Raw genomic sequence first — 21,095 nt, forward strand, 5'->3', positions numbered from 1 at the left:
CCCCTGGCCTGGAATTGGTCCGCCGTTGACACCTGACTACACACCCGTACGGAGACGCCTGCGGACCGTAGCGCCGCAATCAACGCCAGGTTCGGATTGCTCGCCCCCTTGTTGCGCTCTGCATATCGCGCATCGGTCAGGACAAGGGGTGTCGCCGGACCATGCATGATCACCACGACGTCACCCAGTTTGGGATGAACGCCATCGGCGCCCAGAAGATTGATGAAGCGAGCCACTTTCTCAAGGCTTGGGTTGACTTGATCGGGCGTGGCGGCTGCCTTGGTGACGCTGAACAGCACGCGGTAGCGGAGCGACTGGTCGCGCCTTTCCTTGGCGTCCGGCATGGGTGTGATCGCGCCAAACCCCTGCACGACAGGGTGGCGAGGATCAGCGGCCATTGCGGTGCCGCCCAAGACCCCCAATGCCAGCATCGCAGCGATTGATAGCTTCCTGAACATCGATCTTCAATCCTGGGTTCATCCGATACGAGCGAACGACGCCGCTCCGACCGGATGGGCAATGCGCAGGGGCGGCGTATTGGTACGCGACATGCGTTTGACGGGGCGCGGCGCGCCGAACGCCGCGAAGAGCGCGCGGACACGCTCCTCTGTGTCATCGTCGGCTACGCTGTAAAAGATCATCCGCGCCTCGCGCCTGGTCGTCACAAGTCCCGCGCGACGCAGCTCGCCAAGCTGTTGACTGAGCGCAGGTTGCGCGATGCCCGTCGTCGCTTCGATCTCGCCGACGGCGCGCTCGCCGTCGAGCAGAACGGCAAGGATCATGAGCCGCTGGGGCTGCGTCAGGGCGCGCAAGCGCTCGGCCATCGCGTCGGCCCGATCGCGGTCAAGGATCTCGCTCATTCGTCAGGCCTCAGTCGGTGAAACCAGTCGCTCGATCCATCGGTCGGAAGCTCGGGCGGCAGGAGTATGTCATTACCCGGTTGCCAGCCTGCGGGCGTCAGCACCCCTCCGTCGGCGGTGCGCTGGAGCGCCTTCACGGTGCGCAGCATCTCCTCGATCGAGCGTCCGACGTTCATGGGATACCAGTTCGTTGCCCGGATCACGCCTTCGGGATCGATGAAGTACGTCGCGCGGACAACCGAGGAGTCGGTCGCGTTCTCATCGAGCATTCCATAGGCATGACCGACTGCCATCGATGGGTCTTCGACGACCGGGAACGGCACCTCGACCCCCGACAACTCATGGATCGCCCGCATCCAAGCGACGTGGGAATACAGGCTATCGACCGACAGACCCAGCAGCGCGCAACCGATCTCGTCGAACAGCGGCGCCGCTTTGGCGAGCGCGATAAATTCGCTCGTGCATACGGGCGTGAAGTCCGCCGGATGCGAGAAGAAAACCAGCCAACGCCCTCGATACTGGTCGAGGCTCATCCCCCCCCTGGTGGTCCTCGCAGAAAAGCTTGGCGCGGGATCACCGATGCGTAGCGGTCGTGATGGGGTGCGGGTCTCATCCATCGCGGAAATATGGCAGCCCCGAACGGTTGACGCAAGACGGTTACATACATATCTTAACAATGAGTATATGGAGTCGTAAATGTCTATCGATCGAAAACTGGAAGCGGCCGCATCGCAAATCTCGGCAGCACGTGCCGATGGCGCGAAGCCGATTGTCGCGTCCTTTTTCGACGAGCCCACCAACAGCGCGAGCTACGTGGTCTCCGATCCCGCGACAGGTCGAGCGGCGATCATCGACAGCGTCCTGCACTACGATCCGGCGGCAGGGCGCACCGACCCGGCTCCGGCAGAAGCGGTCATCGCTCACATCCGCGCGCACGACCTGACGGTAGACTGGTTGCTCGAGACACACGTCCACGCCGATCATCTGTCTGCGGCACCCTTCCTCCAGCGCCAGCTAGGCGGAAAGCTTGCGATCGGCCGGGCGATCACGCGCGTGCAGGACGTGTTCGGCAAGCTGTTCAACGCCGGCACCGAGTTCGCGCGTGACGGCTCCGATTTCGACCGGCTCTTCGACGATGGTGATCGCTTCGCCATCGGCGATCTGGAAGCCCGTGTGCTTCATGTTCCAGGCCATACCCCCGCAGACGTCGCCTTCATCATCGGAGACGCTGCCTTCGTTGGCGATACCCTGTTCATGCCGGACTACGGCACGGCGCGCGCTGATTTTCCCGGCGGCGACGTCAGGGAGCTGTATCGCTCGATCCGGCGCCTCTTGCGGCTGCCCGACGAAACCCGGGTTTTCCTATGCCACGACTACAAGGCTCCCGGCCGCGAGACCTTTGTCTGGGAGACCACGATCGGGCAGCAGCGGATCGGCAACGTCCATGTGCACGAGGGCGTGGACGAGGATACATTCGCGGCCATGCGGACGGCGCGGGATACCACCTTGGGCACGCCGCAGCTGATGCTCCCGGCCATTCAGATCAACATGCGCGCGGGTCGGCTGCCGGAGCCCGAGGATAACGGCAAACGCTATCTGCGCATCCCGTTGGACTCGCTGTGATGCCAGGCTTTCCCCAGGCGGATCCTATCCACGGCCTCCTTGGCGGTTTGATGATCGGGCTGGCGGCAGCGCTGATGCTGATCGCAAATGGGCGGATCGCCGGGTGCAGCGGACTGTTCGCCCGTGCTGTCGGCCTTTCGAGCGCTGGCATTCCGCGCGTAATCGCCATGGCGTTCGCCATCGGCCTGCCACTTGGAGCGGCGCTCGTCGCCATGCTGGGCGGCGTGGAAGCACGCTTCCCGACCTCGATGTTCCGATTGGCGCTTGCCGGGCTGGTCGTCGGCTTCGGCACCCGGCTCGGTTCCGGCTGCACCAGTGGACACGGGGTGGTCGGGATGGCGCGACTGTCGCCACGGTCATTGGCCGCGACGGCGACTTTCATGACGACCGGCATCGCCACTGCGACGCTGTTGCCCATCGCTGGATGACCGACATGACCCGGCAGGCGATCGTCTCGCTTATAAGCGGTACACTGTTCGGAGCCGGCCTTGCCGTCTCCGGCATGATCGATCCGGCACGGGTGCGGGCGTTCCTCGATGTCGGCGCTACGTGGGATCCGACCCTCGCGTTCGTCATGGGCGGCGCGCTGATCCCGATGGTGGCAGCATGGGTTTTCGTTCGCCGCCGGATGCGCCCGGTCGTGGCAAGCGAGTTCCATCTGCCAGCCACGACCCCGATCGACACACGGCTGATTGGCGGTGCTTCGCTGTTCGGCATCGGCTGGGGTCTGGCGGGTCTCTGCCCCGGGCCCGCTATTGCCGCCCTGGCGATCCGGCCAATACCGGCGCTGATTTTTTGTCTCGGCATGGCGGTCGGGTTCGCCCTGTTCCGTATGCTTCCGCCCCAAACCCAAGGAGAGCGACATGGCCTTCAAGCAGCTCGATGACGGCTTCTCCGTTTCACCGCAGCTCGATCCCGGCGACGTCGAACAGGCGGCGCGCGATGGCTACCGCTCGATCATCTCCAATCGTCCGGACGGGGAAGAACCGGGACAGCCGACGGCCGCCACAATGCGCGCCGAAGCCGAACGGCATGGCCTCGCATTTGCGCATATCCCGATCGTGTCCGGCAGGGCGACCGACGCGGACGGCGACGAGATGCGGCGTGCGCTCGATACAATGCCTGGTCCCATTCTCGGCTTCTGCCGCAGCGGCGCGCGCTCGACCACCTTGTGGGCGCTCGCCAATGCCGATCGCGCAGACCCTGCAACGCTCAAGCGGCAGGCTTCCGGCGCCGGTCACGATATCGCCGCACTCGAACCGGCGCTTCAACGCCGCAGCAAAGGAAGAAACATGACCTACGACGTCGTTATCGTCGGGGGCGGCGCAGCCGGTATCGCCACGGCATCGAGCATCCTCAAGCGCAACAGCAAGGTCACGATCGCGATCGTCGACCCGGCCAAGGATCATTATTACCAGCCCGGCTGGACGCTGGTCGGGGCTGGTGTCTTTACCCCCGAGCAGACCCGCAAGGACGAAGCCGACGTCATGCCCAAGGGCGTCGAATGGATGCGCGTACCGGCGGTCAGCTTCGATCCCGATCGCAACGCGGTAGCGCTGGAAGACGGTCGCACCCTTACCTACCGCGTCCTTGTCGTGGCACCCGGCCTCCGGCTTGCCTGGGAGAAGATCGAGGGATTGCCGCAGGCCTTGGGCCGCAACGGGGTGACCTCCAACTACCGCTACGATCTGGCGCCCTATACCCATCAGCTGGTCAAGGGGCTGAAGTCCGGGCGGGCCCTGTTCTCGCAACCGCCGATGCCGATCAAATGCGCGGGCGCGCCGCAAAAGGCTATGTACCTTTCCTGCGATATCTGGCGCGACGCGGGCGTGCTACCGGCGATCGACGTCGAGTTTCACAACGCGGGTGCCGTCCTGTTCGGGGTGGCGACCTACGTCCCCGCCCTGATGGAATATATCGAGAAATACGGGATCGACCTCCGGCTCGAATCCAATCTCGTCGCGGTCGACGGTGACCGGAAGGTCGCCACGTTCGAGCGCAAGAAGGACGGTGTGGCCGAGCGGTTCGAGCGCGAGTTCGACATGCTGCACGCTGTCCCCCCGCAGGTGTCGCTCGATGTGGTGGCGAACAGCCCGCTTGCGGCTGTCTCCGGCTTCGTCGACGTCGATGAGGCGACGCTGCGTCACAAACGCTACGAAAACGTCTTCGGTCTCGGCGACGCGGCGGGCACCAGCAACGCCAAGACCGCCGCGGCCGCGCGCAAGCAGGCGCCTGTGGTGGCGGTCAACGTCCTGGCAGCGCTCGACGGCAAGCCGCCGGTTGCCGATTATGACGGCTACGGCTCCTGCCCGCTGACTGTCGAGCGGGGCAAGATCGTCCTCGCCGAGTTCGGCTATGGCGGCAAGTTGCTGCCGAGCTTCCCGTCCTGGCTGCTCGACGGTACGCGGCCGACCAAGGCGGCCTGGTTCCTCAAGGAACGAATGCTGCCGCCAATCTACTGGCAAGCCATGCTGAAGGGCCGTGAGTGGATGGCCGCTCCCCATAAGATTGGCGAACCGGCATGATTCTCGAGCCGATCCAGTATCTGCTTGGTGCACTCTCAGGCGTGCTGGTCGGCTTCACGCTCGGTCTGGTCGGTGGGGGCGGCTCGATCCTCGCGGTGCCGCTGATGGTCTATCTGGTGCGGGTTCCCAACGCCCACCTCGCGATCGGCACCAGCGCCTTTGCGGTAGCCGCCAACGCCGCGACCGGCCTGATCGGGCATGCCAAGGCGCGCACCGTCAAATGGCGCTGTGGCGGCATGTACGCGACCTCTGGGATCGTTGGCGCTCTCTTGGGATCGACCGCCGGCAAGGCGGTCGACGGCGGCAAGCTATTGTTTCTGTTTGCGCTCGTGATGATCGTCGTCGGCGTTCTGATGCTGAAAGGGCGCAACAACGTCGGCAATCCCGGTGCGGAGTGTAATCGCGAGAAGGCGCCCAAGGTTCTGGGCTACGGCCTCGGCACGGGGCTATTCTCCGGCTTCTTCGGCATCGGCGGTGGTTTCCTGATCGTGCCTGGGCTGATCGGATCGACGGGCATGCCGATTCTGAATGCGGTCGGCACATCGCTAATCGCTGTAGCCGCCTTCGGGCTGACGACGGCTGCAAACTACGCGTTTTCGGGTTTTGTCGATTGGCCGCTCGCCTTCGTGTTCATCGGCGGCGGGATCATCGGCGGTTTGATCGGCACGCAGATTGCCAAGCGTTTAGGAAGCGGCGGCATGCTTACCACTGTCTTTGCTGTCCTGATCTTTGTCGTGGCCGCCTATATGCTCTGGAAGAGTGCGGGAGCGTTCTGACAATGACCTTCCTGGCTTTCCTGCCTGACGCCGTGACGCTGGCGCGTATGCAGTTCGCCTTCACCGTCAGCTTCCATTTCATTTTCCCTGCGTTTTCGATCGGGCTCGCGAGCTTTCTGTTCGTGCTTGAAGCGTTATGGCTCAAGACAGGCCGGGGTGTTTTTGCCAATCTTTATCGCTACTGGTTGAAGATATTCGCCGTGGCCTTCGGGATGGGGGTCGTTTCCGGCATCGTGATGTCCTATCAGTTCGGCACGAACTGGTCGGTCTTCTCTGAGAAGGCTGGGCCGGTTGTCGGACCGCTCATGGCCTATGAGGTGCTGACCGCTTTCTTCCTTGAAGCCGGCTTCCTCGGTGTCATGCTGTTCGGCATTCGCAAGGTCGGCCGCGGGCTGCACTTCTTCGCGACCGGAATGGTCGCACTGGGTACGCTTATCTCGGCGACATGGATCGTCGATGTAAATAGCTGGATGCAGACACCGACAGGGTTTGTGATGAACTCGCGCGGGCAGTTCGTGCCGGCCGGCTCCTGGTGGGCGATCATCTTCAATCCCAGCTTCCCGTTCCGGCTCGTGCACGTCGTTCTCGCGGCCTATTTAACCACCTCGCTCGTCGTTGGGGCTGTCGGCGCCTGGCATCTGCTGCGCGACCGCGCCAATCCCGGTGCGCGTACGATGTTTTCGATGGCGATGTGGATGGCAGCGATCGTCGCTCCGATCCAGATCCTCGCGGGCGACACGCAGGGCCTTAATACCCTCGAGCATCAAGCGCCCAAAGTGCTGGCGATGGAAGGCGACTATGAGCCGAGCCCGCATGGCGCGCCGCTGGTTCTGTTCGGCCTTCCAAGCAACGAGGAAGGCCGCGTTCGCTACAAAGTCGAGCTTCCACGGATCGGCTCGCTCATTTTACGTCATGATCCGAACGCGCCGCTGCCCGGATTGAAGGACTTCCCACGCGACCGCTGGCCGCCGGTCCCGATCGTGTTCTGGTCCTTCCGGATCATGGTCGCTCTCGGACTGGCGATGGCGAGTCTCGGGGTGTGGAGCCTTGTCGCGCGCTTTCGCCGTCGATTGTATGACTGGCCGTGGCTCCACCGGGCTGCGGTAGCGATGGGACCGGCCGGTTTCGTCGCCGTTATTGCGGGATGGGTGACGACCGAGGTCGGGCGGCAGCCCTTTACGGTCTACGGGCATCTGCTCACGGCACAGTCACATTCGCCGTTGGCTGCACCCGCTGTCGCGGCTTCGCTCCTCGCGTTTGTAGTCGTCTACTTTACCGTGTTTGGCGCAGGCACCTGGTACATCTTGCGGCTTGCCGCAAAACCGCCCGAGGCTCACGAATCCGAGCCCGATCGGACACCGACACGCACGGCCGGCATCACCCCGGCGCCCGGGATTGAATCCGGGGTGCCAGCGACAGGGGAGCCGCGCCGTGGCCTATGATTTCGATCTCACGATCGTATGGGCGTTCATCATAGCGTTCGCGATCTGCGCCTATGTTGTGATGGACGGGTTCGATCTCGGCATCGGCATTCTATTCCCGGCCTTCCAGGTCGGCGAAGAGCGCGATCAGGCGATGAATGCGATCGCACCCGTCTGGGATGGCAACGAAACGTGGTTGGTCCTCGGCGCTGGCGGTCTCTTCGCTGCCTTTCCTACCGCCTACGCGATCATTCTGCCGGCGACCTATCCCCTCATGATCGCGATGCTGCTCGGTCTGGTGTTCCGAGGGGTTGCATTTGAGTTCCGTTGGCGTGACCCGCGCCATCGGCCTGTCTGGGACGTAGCCTTTGCGGTCGGATCACTCATTGCGGCCATGGCGCAAGGCACAACGCTCGGCGCCCTTCTCCAGGGAATCGTGGTGCGGAACGGCGCCTATGGTGGAGGCTGGCTGGACTGGTTGTCACCCTTCTCGCTGCTGACCGGATTGGCGCTCGTCATCGGTTACGCGTTGCTCGGCTCGACGTGGCTGTTGTGGAAGACCGAAGGCAGCACCCATGACCATGCGCGGCGTCTCGCGACATATGCGGGAGGAGGAACGCTTGTTGCATTGGCGGCCGTAAGCGCGGCTACGCCTTTCCTCCATAATGCCTATTGGCAGCGCTGGTTCGCGCTTCCGGGCGTGCTGCTGACCGCCCAGGTGCCGCTGCTGGTCGCGATAGTCGCAGGGCTGTTCGTGGCCGCGATCCGACGTGGGCGTCATCGCGCGCCTTTCCTGCTGGCCTTGGCGGTTTTCTTCCTGGGTTTCATCGGCCTTGGAATCAGCATGTACCCATACGTCATCCCGCCGACGATCACGATCTGGGATGCTGCGGCCCCTCGGGATAGTCAGGTCTTCATGCTGGTCGGCACGGCGATCATCATCCCCATCATCCTTGTCTACACGGGCTGGGCCTATTGGGTCTTCCGCGGCAAGGTCGATGCACATGGCTATCATTGATGGAGGCGCCGGCATCAATCTGGGAGCGGCTCGGTTGGCTCGTGCTCATCTGGGGCGCCAGCGTGCTTAGCCTTGGCGTGGTCGCCGGACTGATCCATTGGTGGCTCTCGGTATAATGGGCGGCGCAGTCGTTCTCGGTCCGCTGATGCTGGCGATCGATCGAGGCTTGGCCGTGCTGTGCATCGCAGTGTTCCTGGGGCTGACGGATCCAGCTCACCGTGCGATGAAGCGGGCTCGATCAATTCGGTGTGGCGATGCACGGCGACACGAAGAGATTACCCTTCCATGCGCCGGCGAGCGTCTTGGACATGACCAGCAGCCACATCAGCGCCAGCGTGGCGGTCAGCACGGTTCCGACATAGCCGAAGAAAGCGAGATGCAGCGTCGTACCGAGGCGGAAGGTCGCGACCGTGTAGACGCCGAGAGGGAAGGTATAGCCCCACCAGCCAAGATTGAACGGAATGCCCGCGCGCCAGTATCTGATCGTGATGAGGAACGCGAGCGTGAGCCACCATAGGCCAAGTCCCCAGAGTGTCAGGCCACCAATAACGCCGATGCCCTGCGCGACAGGGCCGATCGCCGCCAAGCCGTTCGCCGCGAAGATGGTGGGCGCATCACTGCCCAGTACCAGCATGCCGAGCGCGCCGGTCCCGATTGGCCCGAGCGCAAGCCAGGACGATGCAGCCATGCCCTCGTGCGGCAGCTTGTGGAGCGCCATGCGCAAAATCAGGATTGCAAGGATGCTGAGCGCAACCGGCACAGAATAGGCCCACAACACATAGGAAGTCGCCAGCACTACGAACTGGTTGTGCGGGTCCGCCAGATGGGGGGCGAGCAGGCCGCCCGAGGCACCTGCGACTTCGGCCGCTACGACCGGAAGCAGCCAGACGGCCGTCATGCCGTCGAGGCTGTGCTGGTGGCGTGTGAACATCAAATAGGGAATAAGCACGCCGCAGGCGAGCGACATCGCAACGTCGACCCACCACAGGGCCTGGGCGACGGGCACTATATCCGACCCAAACCGGCCGATTCCAAAAGCGAGGCAGCCATTGATGATTGTGGCGAGGCCCATCGGGATCGTGCCGATGAACATGGATACCGTGCTGTGCCCGAAGATCCGCCGGGCCTCATGCCCGAACATTGCCCAGCGCGCGCCATAGAGCAAGGTGAACAGCGCGAAGAGCACGATATTAAAGAACCAGAGCACCTCGCCCACCGGCTTCAGTGCCGGGCCAACGCCAGGCAGTTGCGGCAGGGCAAGCGCCAGGATGCCGGTGCCCATGGTGGCGGCGAACCAGTTGGGGGTGAACTGACGGATCACCTCACGCGGACTGTCGAGGCGGGCAAAAGGCCGGAATCCCGTCAGCACCTGCTGCACGTCGTCGGAGATCGTCATTGGTGCTTCTCCTTGAGAAGATCGGTCATCGCATCAGCCGCGCGCGTCCGATAGCGCTCCTTATGACGAAGCGCGTGGAATGGACGAGCCGGCATCAGAAAAGGAAGAGCGCGCAGGTCGCCGGCCGCCAGCGCACGCCGGACGACAAGTTCGGACAAAACCGCGACACCCGAACCCGCCTCGACTGCGCTGCGGACTGCCTCGTTGGACGGCATCACCATCGCGATTTTCAGTTCGCGCGGATCTACGCCTTGATCCCGCAGCACATCCTCGAATGTCGATCGGGTGCCCGATCCTTGTTCCCGGACGATCCAGCGCGCTGAACGGACCCAATCGGCGTCAACAGTCTCGACGGACGATGCGGAGACGAGCAACATCCGATCCTCGCCGACGGTCCAGGTGGCAAGCGCGGGTTCGTCGATCGCTCCCTCCACAAGACCCAGTTCGGCGGTGTCCTCGAGTACGCGCCGTGCAGCGCCCTCGGTGTTGTCGATGCTGAGCTCGATCGATATCTGCGGATGGCGTGCGTGGAACTCCGAGAGTTTGGCCGGCAACCAATAGCTTGCGATGGTCTGGCTCGCGACGACGCGCAGCGTGCCGCGCTTCAGCTCTCCGTATTCGGCCAGCGCGAGCTCGGCAGCGGATGCGCGGCCCAGCACTGCGCGCGCCTCGCCCAGGAACATCGTCCCAGCCTCGGTTAACTCGATGCGGCGGCCAACGCGATGAAACAGGGGGACACGGTGCCGCGCCTCCAGCGCAGCAATCGCGTTGCTGGCGGCGGATTGCGTGACGTTGATCGCCTCGGCGGCGCGAGTGACGTGTTGGCGTTCGGCCACAGCTACAAAGATGCGGAGTTGTTCGAGTGTCATCGGCATTCCTTCCGGTCCACTCAATACGAAAATCGGATTAATCCGCCCAGTCGATATATAGATCGTCTCAATCCGACTTCGCGATCGTTCGATACGCCGGCGAGCCCGTTATGAACGACCGACACGGGACGAGGCGCACTTGCGAGAGACCGTAATGCCAAGCGCACTGCAGCAAAGTCTGGCTGCATCCCGTTGTACCTCTAGCCCTGGTAGCGCCAAATGCTACCGGGGGCGGCCTGCTCGGTATGGCGGCTGTGCGTCGCCCGGAGATCTCTTTACGATCCGAAGCTCTCGCGGGTTACGGCGAGATCGGCAACCCTGCCCGCCTGGCTGTTGAGCTTCACCGTCCATACGATTTCCTGAAGTGATCTTCGATGCTGTCGAAGCTGCCGAAGGTGCAGCGCGTTTCGCCGTCATTGACCTGATCGCGACAATGGGCACCCTCCTTGCGAACGATTGCGCGCGCTGTCCCGGTATCCGTGCCCACCGGGATCAATGCAGCGAGGGAAGAACGGGCTGCAGAAACCCGGTCGGCGCTATCGTAGTTGAACTCAAGGTCCCTGAAGGTCGGATGGCCGACGACTACAATTTCGGGGTTCGTTGCGTGAGCTGGCGCAACGGCCAATGCACTGGCGGCGAAGATGATAGTGGCGATGCTCTTGAACTGGGTCATGTTGGTCTCCTGGGTTCGTGAAGACACCTTGCCCAGCCTATGCAATCCGATCCAATGATCAAATTGCATGGATTCAATTTCGACTTCGGATCAATGCTTGATCGTTGCTCCGTCACGCCGGCGGATTCACAGGATCTGCTGGCGCCAGCCCACTCGAAGAGCGTTGCTGACAACAATGATCGAACTTGCCAGCATGGCACCCGCAGCGAGTAGGGGAGTCAAAAATCCGATTGCGGCAGCGGGAAGTACGATCACGTTGTAGCCGAGCGCCAACATCCAATTCTGCCTGATCACGACGAGTGCGTGCCGGGCCAACGTGATAGCGTCGGGTAACGCTGCTATGCCTCCAACCGTCAGCACGACGCCCGCCGTTGCGGTTGCCGCGCCATGGGCTCGACCGACAGCGACGCCACAGTCCGCGCCGGCAAGTGCCGGGGCGTCGTTCACGCCGTCTCCAACCATGATGACAGGCCGGCTGACGGCTTTGACCAGCGCAACCTTGTCCTCGGGCGTGCAGGCCGCGTGAATCTTGGCCGCAGGAAGCCCGAGCGAAGCACCGACCGCGATTGCCGGAGCAAGCGCGTCTCCCGTTGCAATGAGCGGGTCGAGGCCCAGCGAGACCAGGCGTCCAATGGCTCGAGCCGCTTCGGGATCGACGATGTCGTCGAGCGTGATCGTGCCGACCTTCGCGCCTCCTTGCCGAACATCCAGACGCGTTCCAGCAAGCGGGCTCGGCTCGGCGGCGCGCACCTCGACCGTCACGCCATGCTCGTCCTGGCCGATCGCGCTGCGCGTGCCTCGCTCTCCAGGTTCGCCGATCACCGGTTTCGCAGCGGCGAGGATCGCGCGCGCAATAGGATGATCGATGCCGTTCTCGGTGCGCGCCGCAAGGTCGAGCACAGCGTCTGCCGTCCAGCCGCTTGCCGGATCAATGGCGATGACTTCGGGTTCTCCCATCGTCACCGTACCGGTCTTGTCGAAGATGACGGAGCGCGCCTTGCCAAGAGCTTCGAACGCTGCCGGATCGGCAATCCTGAAGCCGAGACTTCCAGCCAGCGCTGCGGCCCGAACATGGACGAGCGGGGCTGCGATGGCGAGCGAGCAGGGGCAGACGACGACGAGAACGGCGAGCGCTCTTTCCGCTGCCGCAAGCAGCGATCCCGTGACTAACCACGTGATGATGGCGACGAGCGCTGCGATGATCGGAACGATGATTGCAAGCCGATCAATTACCGCATCAAGATGCCGCTTCGGTTCGCCTCGCCCCGCCATCTCGATGGCGATCCGGCCGCCCATCCGATCGAGGTCGCTGTCGCCCGGTGCCCGGTCGACGACGATCGTGATCCTGCGCCGAAGATTGATCGTGCCGGCCTGCACGCGATCGCCAGGCTTGACCGCGATCGGCGCGGACTCTCCTGTCAGGATCGCGCGGTCGACCAAGGTCTCGCCGTGGGAGACAACGCCGTCGACCGGAATAGCGGCGCCAGCATCGACCCAGATCGCGTCACCCGGCGCGATGAACGTGCAGGGAACCGCCTGACCACCGCCTGCCGGCTGCGCCTTTGTGGCCGCAAGATCGTCTACAGCGTTCAGTGCCGCGATTGCGCCACGCCTGACCCGCGTCTCGATCAGCCGACCGACAAGCAGCAGGGTGATCAGCATCGTCGCGGTGTCGAAGAAGATCGCCGAGCCTCCCCTGACGAGGGACACCAGCGAGAGCAGCATGGCTCCTGCCGCGCCGATGCAAACCAGTAGATCGAGACCGGGACTGTGCAGACGAAGAGAGCGTAGCGCCATTCGCCAGAAGCCGGCGGCCGAATAGCCCAGGACAGGCACTGCAAAGATGCCGGAGAAAAGAGCGGCCCACCAAGCCGTCTTCGGATCGAGACCGGGGTCCACGTAGAGAAGGAATGCCGCTGCCATCGACCACATGCCGAACAGGATCGCGACGGCTAGCCGGCGTGACAGCCGCCGCACTTCATCATCGAACCGCTGTAGCGCCGAGGCCGGATCATTGCGTTCGAGTAGTCCGTAGCCCGTAGCCGCGACCTGTCGAGCAAGGGTCGCGGTATCGCAACGCGACGGATCCCACTGGATGAGGGCGGACGCCGTGACGAAATGCACGCCGGCGTCGAGCACGCCATCGACGGACGAAAGTTTACGCTCAAGCCCGCGTGCGCAACCACCGCAGAACAGGCCGTCAATCGCGAAAAGGCGGCGCTCGATGTTCATCAGTGCGCGGGCGGCGTTCCCGTGCCCAACAGATGGCCGTCGACGGTCTTGCCGTAGAAGCTCTGCTCCTTGTTGTGAAAGGCCTTGGCGTTGTCCGCGACACTCCCCTTCTGACGCGGATCCTTGGGCCGCTCCTGGCTGTCGATCCAGGCGGCGACGTCCCACGCCTGCTGGTCGGTGAGCGTGTTGCCCGCGCCCAGCGGCATGTTCACCTTGATGAACCCGGCTGCATTGTTGACCTGGGTCATGCCTGCTCCCCAATTATAGGAATGCGGTCCCCATAGAGGCGGGAAAATCGAGCGACTGTTGAGGTCGGTCCGGCCCTGGCCGTCATCGGCATGGCATTCGGCGCAATGCTGCTGATAGACGACCTGGCCCCGCAGGCGATCATAGCCGAGTGGTGTCTTCTTCAGCTTGAGGAAGCCGGCGCCCTCGAGCTTCGCTCCGGTTGCCGCACCAGTCGCGAGCCAGTGAAAATAGGCTTCGAGGTCGGTGTAGATCGGATCACCCTTGGGCGGCGGTCCGCCGCTCGGACTGCCCTGGCCATTCATCGAATAGGAGAAACAGCCGTTCAGGCGATCCTCCATAGAATTCATCTTTTTATTCTTCGAGCGATACTGGGGATAGCTCACCCAGGCCGACCACATCGGGGCTGACAAGGGCTTGCGCCCGGCGTCCAGATGGCAGTTGCTACATGTCAGGCCGTTGCCGACATATTGTGCGGCCTCGGTGCCCGTGTTCCGAAAGATCGCCATGCCGTGACGGATCGAATCTCCGCCAGGGCCATCGGGAATCTTGCTCTCGGGCGGCGGCGTGAAAGCGATCTTGCCGTCGGCGGGAGCCGATTTCGAGGTGTCAGCCTGTTCGCCATGCGAATGGATAACGCCCGCCACGAGCGCGCCGAACGCGAACAGCATCACGCCGCCGGCGATCGCGTAGATGCCCCTGCTGGTGTTCTGTCCTTTCTTCAGATCGGACAGTGGCTCGGCTTCGGCCGGTTCCTCGGGATGGTTCATCAATGCTGCTCCGCAGGCGGCGCGGTGCCCGTCGGGACCGGCGGCAGGGTGGCGAGATAATCGGCGATCGCGCGGCGATCTGCATCGTCGAGCCGCGCCGCGACTGACGGCATGAGGGCGTGGCTGCCCTGTTTGGCCTGACGGGCGAAGCCAGCGAGGCGGCCAGCGGTATAGGCGGGCTGCTGTGCTGCGATGGGGGGAAAGGCTGGCGCGACGCCGAACCCCGAGGATCCGTGGCAGGAGAAGCAGGCCGGAATGCCTTTCGCGCTATCTCCATCCAGGGCCAGGGCCTCACCCCGGTCGAGCGCGCCCTGCAAAGCCGGCACGCTCGCCGACGGTGTCGCGAGCTGGCTGTAATAGGATGCGAGGGCGATTTTTTGCGCGTCAGCCAGCGACGTCGCCACCGGGGCCATCGCATCACTCGTTCGTGCTCCGCCCGCAAACGCGCGCAGCTGCGCGAGGAGATAAGGACTGGAGAGCCCTGCGATACGCGGCGCGTCACCATGGCCTTCGCCGAGGTCGCCATGACATGACGCGCAGGACCAGCCGCCCCCCGTGCCGTGCTGAACGAGCGCGAGGATCGAGGGGTCGGGCGCCGCGATCAGCGAGGCGACATAGGCCGGTTGCGGTTCGAGCAGCGGCATGAGGGCTGCCCTGATTTCATCGCCACCACGCCACGGCCCTGGATGACCGGCGGCCCATGCGCGCGCAGCCGCGACGTCGGAGGGCGAGACGGCCGACGCATTGTCGCCGAACCGCGCGCGCACATAGGTCGCGATGCGGGCGAGCTGGTCGTCATCGAGCACGCTGGCGAAGCTCGGCATATGCCCGTCGAAATGTTGGCCAGCCACAGTGATCGGCCCGTCTATGCCGCGCAGCAGGATCCGGACGACGACAGAAGGGTCGGCTTTGACGAGTGGCGAGCCGGCGAGCGGAGGCACCGCGCCAGCTATGCCCGAACCGTCGGGCTGGTGGCAGCTCGAACATCGCGCGAGAAACAGATCGGCTCCCGGTGCTGCTGCGCGGCGTGTGTCGGCAGCCGCCTCATCACCGCGCTGCCGCCCGGCAATGAAGCCGGCATGGGCATCACGCCACAAGGTCAGCGTGCCCCAGATCGCGAGAGCTATGGCGATCCAGTAGACGGGAAGCGGCACGCGGCGGCGAGGCTCATAAGGCTCGAAGCGTTCGTCGACGGGCCGCCGATCGTCGCTCATCGACCGGCTCCGTGCTTTGCATAGCCGTCATCGCGGATCGCAGTGGAGGGTACGGGATATGTGCGGTCGAGGGCGATCAGATAGGCGGCGAGATCGATGGCTTCGGGCTTGGCGACGACGACCTTGCCCGGTGGCGCCGACTTGGCGGGAAGCCACACCACCGTGTCGCCGGGCGCAGCCTTGTCCTTCACCTCGAACAGGAAGGGATAGGAAGGCATGATGCTCCAAGGCGAGATGGCACGCGGCTGATAGAGATGGCTCAGCTGCCAGCCCATGCTTGGCAGCCGGGCGCCGACGTTCATCAGGTCCGGACCGGTGCGCATCGTCCCCATCAAATGGGGGCTGTCATAGGCATAGTCGGCGGCGACCGACGCACGGCCCCAGCCGCGCTCGGCATCGGGCGCCTGATCGGGCGTGCGCGGTTGTTGGCTATGGCAGTAGACGCAGCCGAGTGCGACATATTGGTCGCGGCCGCGCTGTTGCTGGGCCGTATAGGGGTGGAGCCCCGCCGGCGCTGGTTCGTGGCCGATCTGGAACTTCGGCACGATCACGAGCAGCGTGGTGGCGAAAGCGAGGATCGCCATGGCCAGTATGATGAGCGGGAGCGAGCGGTTCATGCCACGCTCCCTTCAGCCGACGCCGGATGACGACCCCGCGCGAACATCGCGATCACATTCGCTGCGAACAGCAGATGGCCAAGCGTCATGAGGGCGCCGCCAACCGAGCGCCCCTCGAGAAACGGCTTGAGCAGGATCACGCTGGCCGAGAAGGGACGGGTCGCGTCGAGCATCGCCTCGCCCTGCAACCAGCCGCCGATCGTCAGCGCGACGAAGTAGATGCTGAAACCTCCGACGACCAGCCAGAAATGGGCGGCGATCAGGCTTGGCAGCGGCCAGTCGCGCCCCGTGATACGGGGCAGCATGTAATAGAGGCAACCGAAGAACACGAAGCTGGTGAAACCATAGGCACCCAGATGCGCGTGGCCGACGGTGAATTGCGTGAAATGCGTCACGGTGTTGACGCTGCGCAACGCCTCGAGCGAGCCCTCGAACGAGGCGGCCGTGTACATGATCGCGCCGAGCGAGATGAATCGCAATGGGATGGACGCCCTGAAGGCCCACATGTTGCGCGCCACGACGACGTGCTGGTTGATGGCGACGGCGATCACCGGCACGAACATCATCACGCTCTGGACGATCGAAAGCGTGACCACCCAGGTCGGCACGGGTCCACCGATCAGGTGATGGATGCCGACCTGGCTGTAGAATAGGGCCAGCGCCCAGAATCCGAGCAGCGAAAGCGCATAGGAGTAAACCGGCTTCCCGATGATCTTCGGGATGAAATAATAGGCGGCGCCCAGACCCAGCGGCGTCAGCCAGAGGCCCAGCACATTGTGCGCGAACCACCAGTTGACCGTGGCCTGCTCCGCACCGACGAAGATGCCGGGAATATTGGCGATCACGAAAAGCGCGGGGAACCAGCACAACGCTGCCAGATAATACCATCCCGACACGTAGATATGTTCGACGTTTCGCGTGAAAGCGGTGCGGATCAGAGGGACCGCGCACAACGCCCCGCCAATCGCCAGCAGCCCGTCGATCTGCCAGGGAATTTCCAGCCATTCCTCGCCGTCGCTCCAACCGCAGGCGATGGCGATTACGCCGGCGACCAAGCCGATATTCCAGAATATCGTGCCCCATATCGCCAGTGTCGGTGATTGAAGCGGCGCCTGGAAGATACGCGGCGTGACCCACATCGCGATGCCGATCCCGGCCATCGACAACCAGCCATAGATCACGAGCGTCAGATGCAGCGTGCGAACGCGGCCGAACGTCAGCCAGGCCTGCGTGTCCAGCCAGTCCGGCAGATGAAGCTTCAGTGAGGCAATCAGGCCGAAGGCCGATCCAATCACCAGCCAAAGAACTGCGCTTCCGATCAGAACCGAAACCGGCCGGGCGGTCGAGGCATCGATGCTGCTGCGAAGGAGATCGAACTTGGTCGGTTCGATGTTTCCATGCGTAGAACGACCGTTTCTCGGGCTTATCGTAGGATCATCCAGCTGGCCCTCTTCGTCGGGCTCGAAGATGATCCGCGCCTGGCGTTGCGAAAAGGAAAACTGGTCGCTCGAAATCGCCCAGATCAACGCGGCCAGCGCTGCCAGCGACACCACGAAGCTTATGACCACGAAGAGGCCGAGTGTCAGCATGACATTTGGTCCAACATCTGCCCGGCGTCAAAATTGCGCAATTGTGCTCATCCCCTGGCGCTGATCCGTAATCGATTAGCCCCGGTTTTCACGCCACGTCCAATCACGAAATCGGATTGAAACGACATGCTTTGCGCGTTGGATATTTGGCGAGCGCTCGATTAATTTCAGGCAGATCAACCAAAGGAGGTTCTCATGCGCCGTCTCACCGCACTTCTCGTCGCCAGCGTGGCCTGTGCTAGTGCCGGGTCTGCCATGGCAGCTGACATGCCGGCGGGGTTCTGGACGACGCCGACGATCCAAGGCTATGGCAAGATCCATTATCTGCCGAACGCTGCCTTCAAGCCGCAGGTCGATCAGACCTACAAGATCGTCTTCGCCCTGACCCAGGCCGCGAAGTCGCCCGGCGAGGTCAATGGCGCGCTCGACCATGTCGCGCGCACGGTCAATCTCTACCATGCGGCCGGTGTCCCGCTCGACCATCTGAAGTTCGTGGCTGTCGCTTACGGCCCTGCGACCCCGCTTGCCCTCAACGACGCGCAGTATCGCGCGAAGTTCGGTGTCGCCAATCCGAACCTTCCGCTGATCGCAGAGCTGCGTAAGGCCGGAGTGGACGTCTCGGTGTGCGGGCAGGCGGTTGCCGAACATGACTTTCAATATGACTGGGTCGACAAGAGCGTCACGCTCGCGCTCTCGGGCCTCACGACGGTCACGACGCTGGAACATCAGGGCTACGACCTGATGCCGATGTGATCGCCTGCCTGCCTCTCACGGGATATCATCATGAAAGCTTTTCTGAAGGCGGCTGCGAGCGTTGCGGCTCTGCTCGTTACCGTCCCTGCGCTTGCGCAAGTCACACCGTCGCCGGGTCAAACTGCCAATGATCTTGGTGTCTCGCCGCCGTGGCAGAACGGCCGCAACAATGATGCCCCGGTACGGGGCTTCGAGTTCACCGTGCCCGATGCCGATAACCTTGCCGATTTCCACGGCGATCCCGCCAATTCGATGCTTTCGCTGTACGTCGGCGGAAATTACTTCTTCGCGATGGCACCGCTGGTGGCGGCCTTCGAGGCTAGATACCCGGAATATAAGGGCCATCTCTACTGGGAGACGATCCCGCCGGGGCTGCTCGTCCACCAGATGAAGGCGGGCGGCACGGTCACCGTCGGCAACATGACCTGGACGGTGAAGCCCGACGTGTATCTGGCCGGGCTGAAGGCTGTCCAGAAGCAGATTGACGATGGGCTGCTGGACGGTCCCGCCGTGCCTTATGTGACCAACACGCTCGCGATCATGGTGCCCAAGGGTAATCCGGCCGGAGTGAAGGGGCTCGCCGACCTGGGCAAGCCCGGCATCAAGCTCGCCATGCCGAACCCGGAATTCGAAGGCATTGCGCGGCAGATCGAGGCTTCGCTCGGCAAAGCGGGCGGCGATGCGCTCGTGACCAGCGTCTACAAGACGAAGGTCGCCGACGGCAGCAGCGTGCTCACCCACATCCATCATCGCCAGACCCCATTGTGGATCATGCAGGGTAAGGCCCAGGCCGGCGTGACGTGGAAATCCGAAGTGATGTTCCAGGAGCAGGCCGGGCATCCGATCGAGGGTGTGGACATCCCCGCCGACCAGAATTCGACCGCGATCTACGCCGGCGCAGTGGTCAAGGGTGCCACGCATCACGAAGCAGCCACGCGCTGGCTGGCGTTCATCCGGTCGCCGGAAGGGCTCTCGATCTTCGGCCGCTATGGCTTCAAGCCCTATACCGGGCCTGCAAAATGAAGCGGCTCCTCGTCGGCATACTCGCCTCAGCGGCCATCGCCGGTCCGGCGTTCGCGGGCACGATCCACGTCTATGGGCCCGGCGGCCCCGCTCCGGCGATGAAGGAAGCGGCCGCGGCGTTCGGCAAGATGAACGGCGCCGAGGTGATCGTGACGTCCGGGCCGACCCCGCAATGGTCTGATGCGCTGAAGGCGGACGGCGACGTCCTCTTCAGCGGATCCGAGGTCATGATGAGCGATTTCGTCTCATCGTTCGGGGACACGGTCGTCCCAGGGACGGTTACGCCCCTGTATATGCGCCCCGCTGGCATTCTGGTTCGCCCGGGAAATCCGAAGCATATTCGCGGTTTCGCCGACCTGTTGAAGCCGAGCATCCGCATTACCGTGGTCGATGGGGCCGGACAGCAAGGCATGTGGGAGGATATTGCCGGCCGCGATGGCAACATCGCCACCACCAAGGCTTTCCGTCACAATATCGTGCTCTACGCGAAGAACACCGGACTCGCGCTCAAAGGCTGGAACGCCGATCCCAGTATTGATGCCTGGGTCACCTTCCCGATCTGGGCGAAGGCCAATCCCGGCGTTGCGAACGTCGTCCCGCTCGACGCCAACCGGCGGGTCTACCGCGATGCCGGCGTAGCTCTGACCCGGCGGGGCGAGGCCAGTTCCGAAGCAAAGGCCTTTGTCCGGTTCGTGTCGAGCGCAAAGGGATCGGCGATCTTCCAGAAATGGGGATGGCAATAAGCATCCCTGCACCGCGAATGCCGGTGCCCAATCACCCAATTGCACCATGAACTGAGAGGAGAAGGAAATGTCTTCACCATGTACCCGAATTGCGCTTATCGCGACCGCGATGCTGAGCCTCGGCGCTTCGACCGCCGTTCAGGCGGCGCCTCAGAAATTCACCTTCCGCAACCTCGAATTCGGATCTCGCGACAAGCGCGTTCCGCGCGCCCAAGCCTATGTCGCAAGGACGATGGCACCGGGCACGTCGATGGCTTCTGCCATCGACGCCGCGAAGAATGCTGGCGCCCGTTGCGCGGAACCCGCCGATGGCAGCGTGCTCTGCACGGCCAACTTCATGCAGCATCGCTCCGGTGAAGGCATGTCCGACATCCAGTGGCGGGTGCGGCTGGTCGCGTCGCCGGATGGGCAATCCGTGGCCCGCTCGTCCGTCCGGCGGAGCACGAACTGAGCACTGCGAGAAGCCCGCTCGATCAAGCCGATCGGGCGGCTTCATCTTGATGTCGCATATCTCTGCCGTGAATTCCGTTTGCCGGAACCTCCAGCCGCGTTGGGCTGGGCGCGGTTCATTCGCAGAACGTCGGCATATCACTGAACAAACATCCACAGCGGACGGATATGATCTACGTCAGCACTCGATGTGCAGCGTATCGCCGACAGTGATCGAGTCTATAACGATCAAGAAAAGAACACGGTATAGGCATGTCCGGTCACGATAGTCGCAACCTTTTTCAAGCATTACCCTCC

General features: G+C 63.4%; 23 protein-coding genes. 12 read left to right on the plus strand and 11 right to left on the minus strand.

From position 1 onward, the window contains the following. From GOB90_RS16865 to GOB90_RS16875, 3 genes are all read right to left on the minus strand, one after another. Positions 1-458, minus strand: a 458-nt coding sequence (locus GOB90_RS16865; RefSeq protein ID WP_146892129.1) for a DsrE family protein, incomplete at its 3' end; no start/stop codon positions are given. Positions 459-476: 18 nt separating this feature from the next. Beyond that, a complete protein-coding gene (locus tag GOB90_RS16870) occupies positions 477-860 on the minus strand; it encodes an ArsR/SmtB family transcription factor (protein ID WP_146892133.1) in 384 nt (127 codons plus the stop codon). Beyond that, complete coding sequence (locus GOB90_RS16875; RefSeq protein ID WP_146892136.1) at positions 857-1,477, minus strand: peroxiredoxin; 621 nt, start codon at positions 1,475-1,477, stop codon at positions 857-859. The genes GOB90_RS16870 and GOB90_RS16875 overlap by 4 nt, the downstream gene beginning before the upstream one ends. A 79-nt stretch (positions 1,478-1,556) precedes the next feature. Between GOB90_RS16875 and GOB90_RS16880 the strand changes: the two genes are divergently transcribed. From GOB90_RS16880 to GOB90_RS16915, 8 genes are read left to right on the plus strand one after another with little or no spacing between them, the layout of a single operon-like run. After that, the gene (locus GOB90_RS16880; protein ID WP_146892140.1) at positions 1,557-2,483 is read left to right on the plus strand and encodes an MBL fold metallo-hydrolase; all 927 of its coding nucleotides are present in this window, start codon (positions 1,557-1,559) and stop codon (positions 2,481-2,483) included. After that, positions 2,483-2,911, plus strand: a complete 429-nt coding sequence (locus tag GOB90_RS16885) for a YeeE/YedE family protein (RefSeq protein ID WP_173572171.1) — start codon at positions 2,483-2,485, stop codon at positions 2,909-2,911. Before GOB90_RS16880 ends, GOB90_RS16885 begins: the two co-directional genes overlap by 1 nt. A gap of 5 nt (positions 2,912-2,916) precedes the next feature. Further along, positions 2,917-3,369 (plus strand): DUF6691 family protein, encoded by a 453-nt coding sequence (locus GOB90_RS16890; RefSeq protein WP_146892191.1) that lies wholly within the window; start codon positions 2,917-2,919, stop codon positions 3,367-3,369. Then, the gene (locus GOB90_RS16895) at positions 3,347-5,008 is read left to right on the plus strand and encodes a bifunctional protein tyrosine phosphatase family protein/NAD(P)/FAD-dependent oxidoreductase (RefSeq protein ID WP_146892146.1); all 1,662 of its coding nucleotides are present in this window, start codon (positions 3,347-3,349) and stop codon (positions 5,006-5,008) included. Before GOB90_RS16890 ends, GOB90_RS16895 begins: the two co-directional genes overlap by 23 nt. Beyond that, positions 5,005-5,784, plus strand: coding sequence for a sulfite exporter TauE/SafE family protein (locus GOB90_RS16900; RefSeq protein WP_173572173.1), 780 nt, complete (start codon positions 5,005-5,007; stop codon positions 5,782-5,784). Before GOB90_RS16895 ends, GOB90_RS16900 begins: the two co-directional genes overlap by 4 nt. A 2-nt stretch (positions 5,785-5,786) precedes the next feature. Then, entirely contained in the window at positions 5,787-7,226 is a 1,440-nt protein-coding gene (locus GOB90_RS16905; RefSeq protein ID WP_146892149.1) for a cytochrome ubiquinol oxidase subunit I, read from the plus strand. Continuing rightward, complete coding sequence (gene cydB / locus GOB90_RS16910) at positions 7,216-8,223, plus strand: cytochrome d ubiquinol oxidase subunit II (RefSeq protein ID WP_146892152.1); 1,008 nt, start codon at positions 7,216-7,218, stop codon at positions 8,221-8,223. The genes GOB90_RS16905 and cydB overlap by 11 nt, the downstream gene beginning before the upstream one ends. Next, a complete protein-coding gene (locus GOB90_RS16915; RefSeq protein ID WP_146892198.1) occupies positions 8,223-8,339 on the plus strand; it encodes a DUF2474 family protein in 117 nt (38 codons plus the stop codon). Before cydB ends, GOB90_RS16915 begins: the two co-directional genes overlap by 1 nt. A 122-nt stretch (positions 8,340-8,461) precedes the next feature. Here GOB90_RS16915 and GOB90_RS16920 read toward each other — a convergent pair whose 3' ends face one another. The 8 genes from GOB90_RS16920 to GOB90_RS16955 form a co-directional block, all read right to left on the minus strand. Further along, complete coding sequence (locus GOB90_RS16920) at positions 8,462-9,619, minus strand: TDT family transporter (protein WP_146892155.1); 1,158 nt, start codon at positions 9,617-9,619, stop codon at positions 8,462-8,464. Further along, positions 9,616-10,488: a LysR family transcriptional regulator gene (locus GOB90_RS16925; protein WP_146892158.1), complete on the minus strand. Its 873-nt coding sequence runs from the start codon at positions 10,486-10,488 to the stop codon at positions 9,616-9,618. Before GOB90_RS16925 ends, GOB90_RS16920 begins: the two co-directional genes overlap by 4 nt. Before the next feature lie 340 nt (positions 10,489-10,828). Beyond that, a complete protein-coding gene (locus tag GOB90_RS16930) occupies positions 10,829-11,161 on the minus strand; it encodes a hypothetical protein (protein WP_146892162.1) in 333 nt (110 codons plus the stop codon). 126 nt (positions 11,162-11,287) lie between these two features. Then, a complete protein-coding gene (locus GOB90_RS16935) occupies positions 11,288-13,393 on the minus strand; it encodes a heavy metal translocating P-type ATPase (RefSeq protein ID WP_146892165.1) in 2,106 nt (701 codons plus the stop codon). Beyond that, a complete protein-coding gene (locus tag GOB90_RS16940) occupies positions 13,393-14,409 on the minus strand; it encodes a c-type cytochrome (RefSeq protein WP_198912640.1) in 1,017 nt (338 codons plus the stop codon). The genes GOB90_RS16935 and GOB90_RS16940 overlap by 1 nt, the downstream gene beginning before the upstream one ends. Further along, positions 14,409-15,623: a c-type cytochrome gene (locus GOB90_RS16945; RefSeq protein WP_146892168.1), complete on the minus strand. Its 1,215-nt coding sequence runs from the start codon at positions 15,621-15,623 to the stop codon at positions 14,409-14,411. The genes GOB90_RS16940 and GOB90_RS16945 overlap by 1 nt, the downstream gene beginning before the upstream one ends. After that, positions 15,620-16,240, minus strand: a complete 621-nt coding sequence (locus GOB90_RS16950) for a cbb3-type cytochrome c oxidase subunit II (RefSeq protein ID WP_146892171.1) — start codon at positions 16,238-16,240, stop codon at positions 15,620-15,622. The genes GOB90_RS16945 and GOB90_RS16950 overlap by 4 nt, the downstream gene beginning before the upstream one ends. After that, positions 16,237-17,829 carry a cbb3-type cytochrome c oxidase subunit I gene (locus tag GOB90_RS16955; RefSeq protein ID WP_146892175.1) on the minus strand — a complete coding sequence of 531 codons (1,593 nt, stop codon included), beginning with the start codon at positions 17,827-17,829 and terminating at the stop codon, positions 16,237-16,239. Before GOB90_RS16955 ends, GOB90_RS16950 begins: the two co-directional genes overlap by 4 nt. Before the next feature lie 195 nt (positions 17,830-18,024). Here GOB90_RS16955 and GOB90_RS16960 point away from each other — a divergent pair, with 195 nt between their 5' ends. The 4 genes from GOB90_RS16960 (at position 18,025) to GOB90_RS16975 (ending at position 20,799) form a co-directional block, all read left to right on the plus strand. Further along, on the plus strand, positions 18,025-18,582 hold the full coding sequence (locus GOB90_RS16960) for a DsrE family protein (protein WP_146892178.1): 558 nt from the start codon (positions 18,025-18,027) through the stop codon (positions 18,580-18,582). Positions 18,583-18,612: 30 nt separating this feature from the next. Next, the gene (locus GOB90_RS16965; RefSeq protein WP_146892181.1) at positions 18,613-19,605 is read left to right on the plus strand and encodes a substrate-binding domain-containing protein; all 993 of its coding nucleotides are present in this window, start codon (positions 18,613-18,615) and stop codon (positions 19,603-19,605) included. Further along, positions 19,602-20,348: a substrate-binding domain-containing protein gene (locus tag GOB90_RS16970; RefSeq protein WP_146892185.1), complete on the plus strand. Its 747-nt coding sequence runs from the start codon at positions 19,602-19,604 to the stop codon at positions 20,346-20,348. Before GOB90_RS16965 ends, GOB90_RS16970 begins: the two co-directional genes overlap by 4 nt. A gap of 67 nt (positions 20,349-20,415) precedes the next feature. Beyond that, on the plus strand, positions 20,416-20,799 hold the full coding sequence (locus GOB90_RS16975) for a hypothetical protein (RefSeq protein WP_146892188.1): 384 nt from the start codon (positions 20,416-20,418) through the stop codon (positions 20,797-20,799). Positions 20,800-21,095: the final 296 nt, after the last annotated feature.

It is taken from the genome of Acetobacter oeni (assembly GCF_011516825.1).
GTDB classification, from domain to species: Bacteria; Pseudomonadota; Alphaproteobacteria; order Acetobacterales; family Acetobacteraceae; genus Acetobacter; species Acetobacter oeni.

Coding starts and splice junctions, on each gene's coding strand:
- GOB90_RS16870 (WP_146892133.1), bottom strand. CDS start 860: ATGAGCGAGATCCTTGACCGCGATCGGGCCGACGCGATGGCCGAGCGC.
- GOB90_RS16875 (WP_146892136.1), bottom strand. CDS start 1,477: ATGGATGAGACCCGCACCCCATCACGACCGCTACGCATCGGTGATCCC.
- GOB90_RS16880 (WP_146892140.1), top strand. CDS start 1,557: ATGTCTATCGATCGAAAACTGGAAGCGGCCGCATCGCAAATCTCGGCA.
- GOB90_RS16885 (WP_173572171.1), top strand. CDS start 2,483: ATGCCAGGCTTTCCCCAGGCGGATCCTATCCACGGCCTCCTTGGCGGT.
- GOB90_RS16890 (WP_146892191.1), top strand. CDS start 2,917: ATGACCCGGCAGGCGATCGTCTCGCTTATAAGCGGTACACTGTTCGGA.
- GOB90_RS16895 (WP_146892146.1), top strand. CDS start 3,347: ATGGCCTTCAAGCAGCTCGATGACGGCTTCTCCGTTTCACCGCAGCTC.
- GOB90_RS16900 (WP_173572173.1), top strand. CDS start 5,005: ATGATTCTCGAGCCGATCCAGTATCTGCTTGGTGCACTCTCAGGCGTG.
- GOB90_RS16905 (WP_146892149.1), top strand. CDS start 5,787: ATGACCTTCCTGGCTTTCCTGCCTGACGCCGTGACGCTGGCGCGTATG.
- GOB90_RS16915 (WP_146892198.1), top strand. CDS start 8,223: ATGGAGGCGCCGGCATCAATCTGGGAGCGGCTCGGTTGGCTCGTGCTC.
- GOB90_RS16920 (WP_146892155.1), bottom strand. CDS start 9,619: ATGACGATCTCCGACGACGTGCAGCAGGTGCTGACGGGATTCCGGCCT.
- GOB90_RS16925 (WP_146892158.1), bottom strand. CDS start 10,488: ATGACACTCGAACAACTCCGCATCTTTGTAGCTGTGGCCGAACGCCAA.
- GOB90_RS16930 (WP_146892162.1), bottom strand. CDS start 11,161: ATGACCCAGTTCAAGAGCATCGCCACTATCATCTTCGCCGCCAGTGCA.
- GOB90_RS16935 (WP_146892165.1), bottom strand. CDS start 13,393: ATGAACATCGAGCGCCGCCTTTTCGCGATTGACGGCCTGTTCTGCGGT.
- GOB90_RS16940 (WP_198912640.1), bottom strand. CDS start 14,409: ATGAACCATCCCGAGGAACCGGCCGAAGCCGAGCCACTGTCCGATCTG.
- GOB90_RS16945 (WP_146892168.1), bottom strand. CDS start 15,623: ATGAGCGACGATCGGCGGCCCGTCGACGAACGCTTCGAGCCTTATGAG.
- GOB90_RS16950 (WP_146892171.1), bottom strand. CDS start 16,240: ATGAACCGCTCGCTCCCGCTCATCATACTGGCCATGGCGATCCTCGCT.
- GOB90_RS16955 (WP_146892175.1), bottom strand. CDS start 17,829: ATGCTGACACTCGGCCTCTTCGTGGTCATAAGCTTCGTGGTGTCGCTG.
- GOB90_RS16960 (WP_146892178.1), top strand. CDS start 18,025: ATGCGCCGTCTCACCGCACTTCTCGTCGCCAGCGTGGCCTGTGCTAGT.
- GOB90_RS16965 (WP_146892181.1), top strand. CDS start 18,613: ATGAAAGCTTTTCTGAAGGCGGCTGCGAGCGTTGCGGCTCTGCTCGTT.
- GOB90_RS16970 (WP_146892185.1), top strand. CDS start 19,602: ATGAAGCGGCTCCTCGTCGGCATACTCGCCTCAGCGGCCATCGCCGGT.
- GOB90_RS16975 (WP_146892188.1), top strand. CDS start 20,416: ATGTCTTCACCATGTACCCGAATTGCGCTTATCGCGACCGCGATGCTG.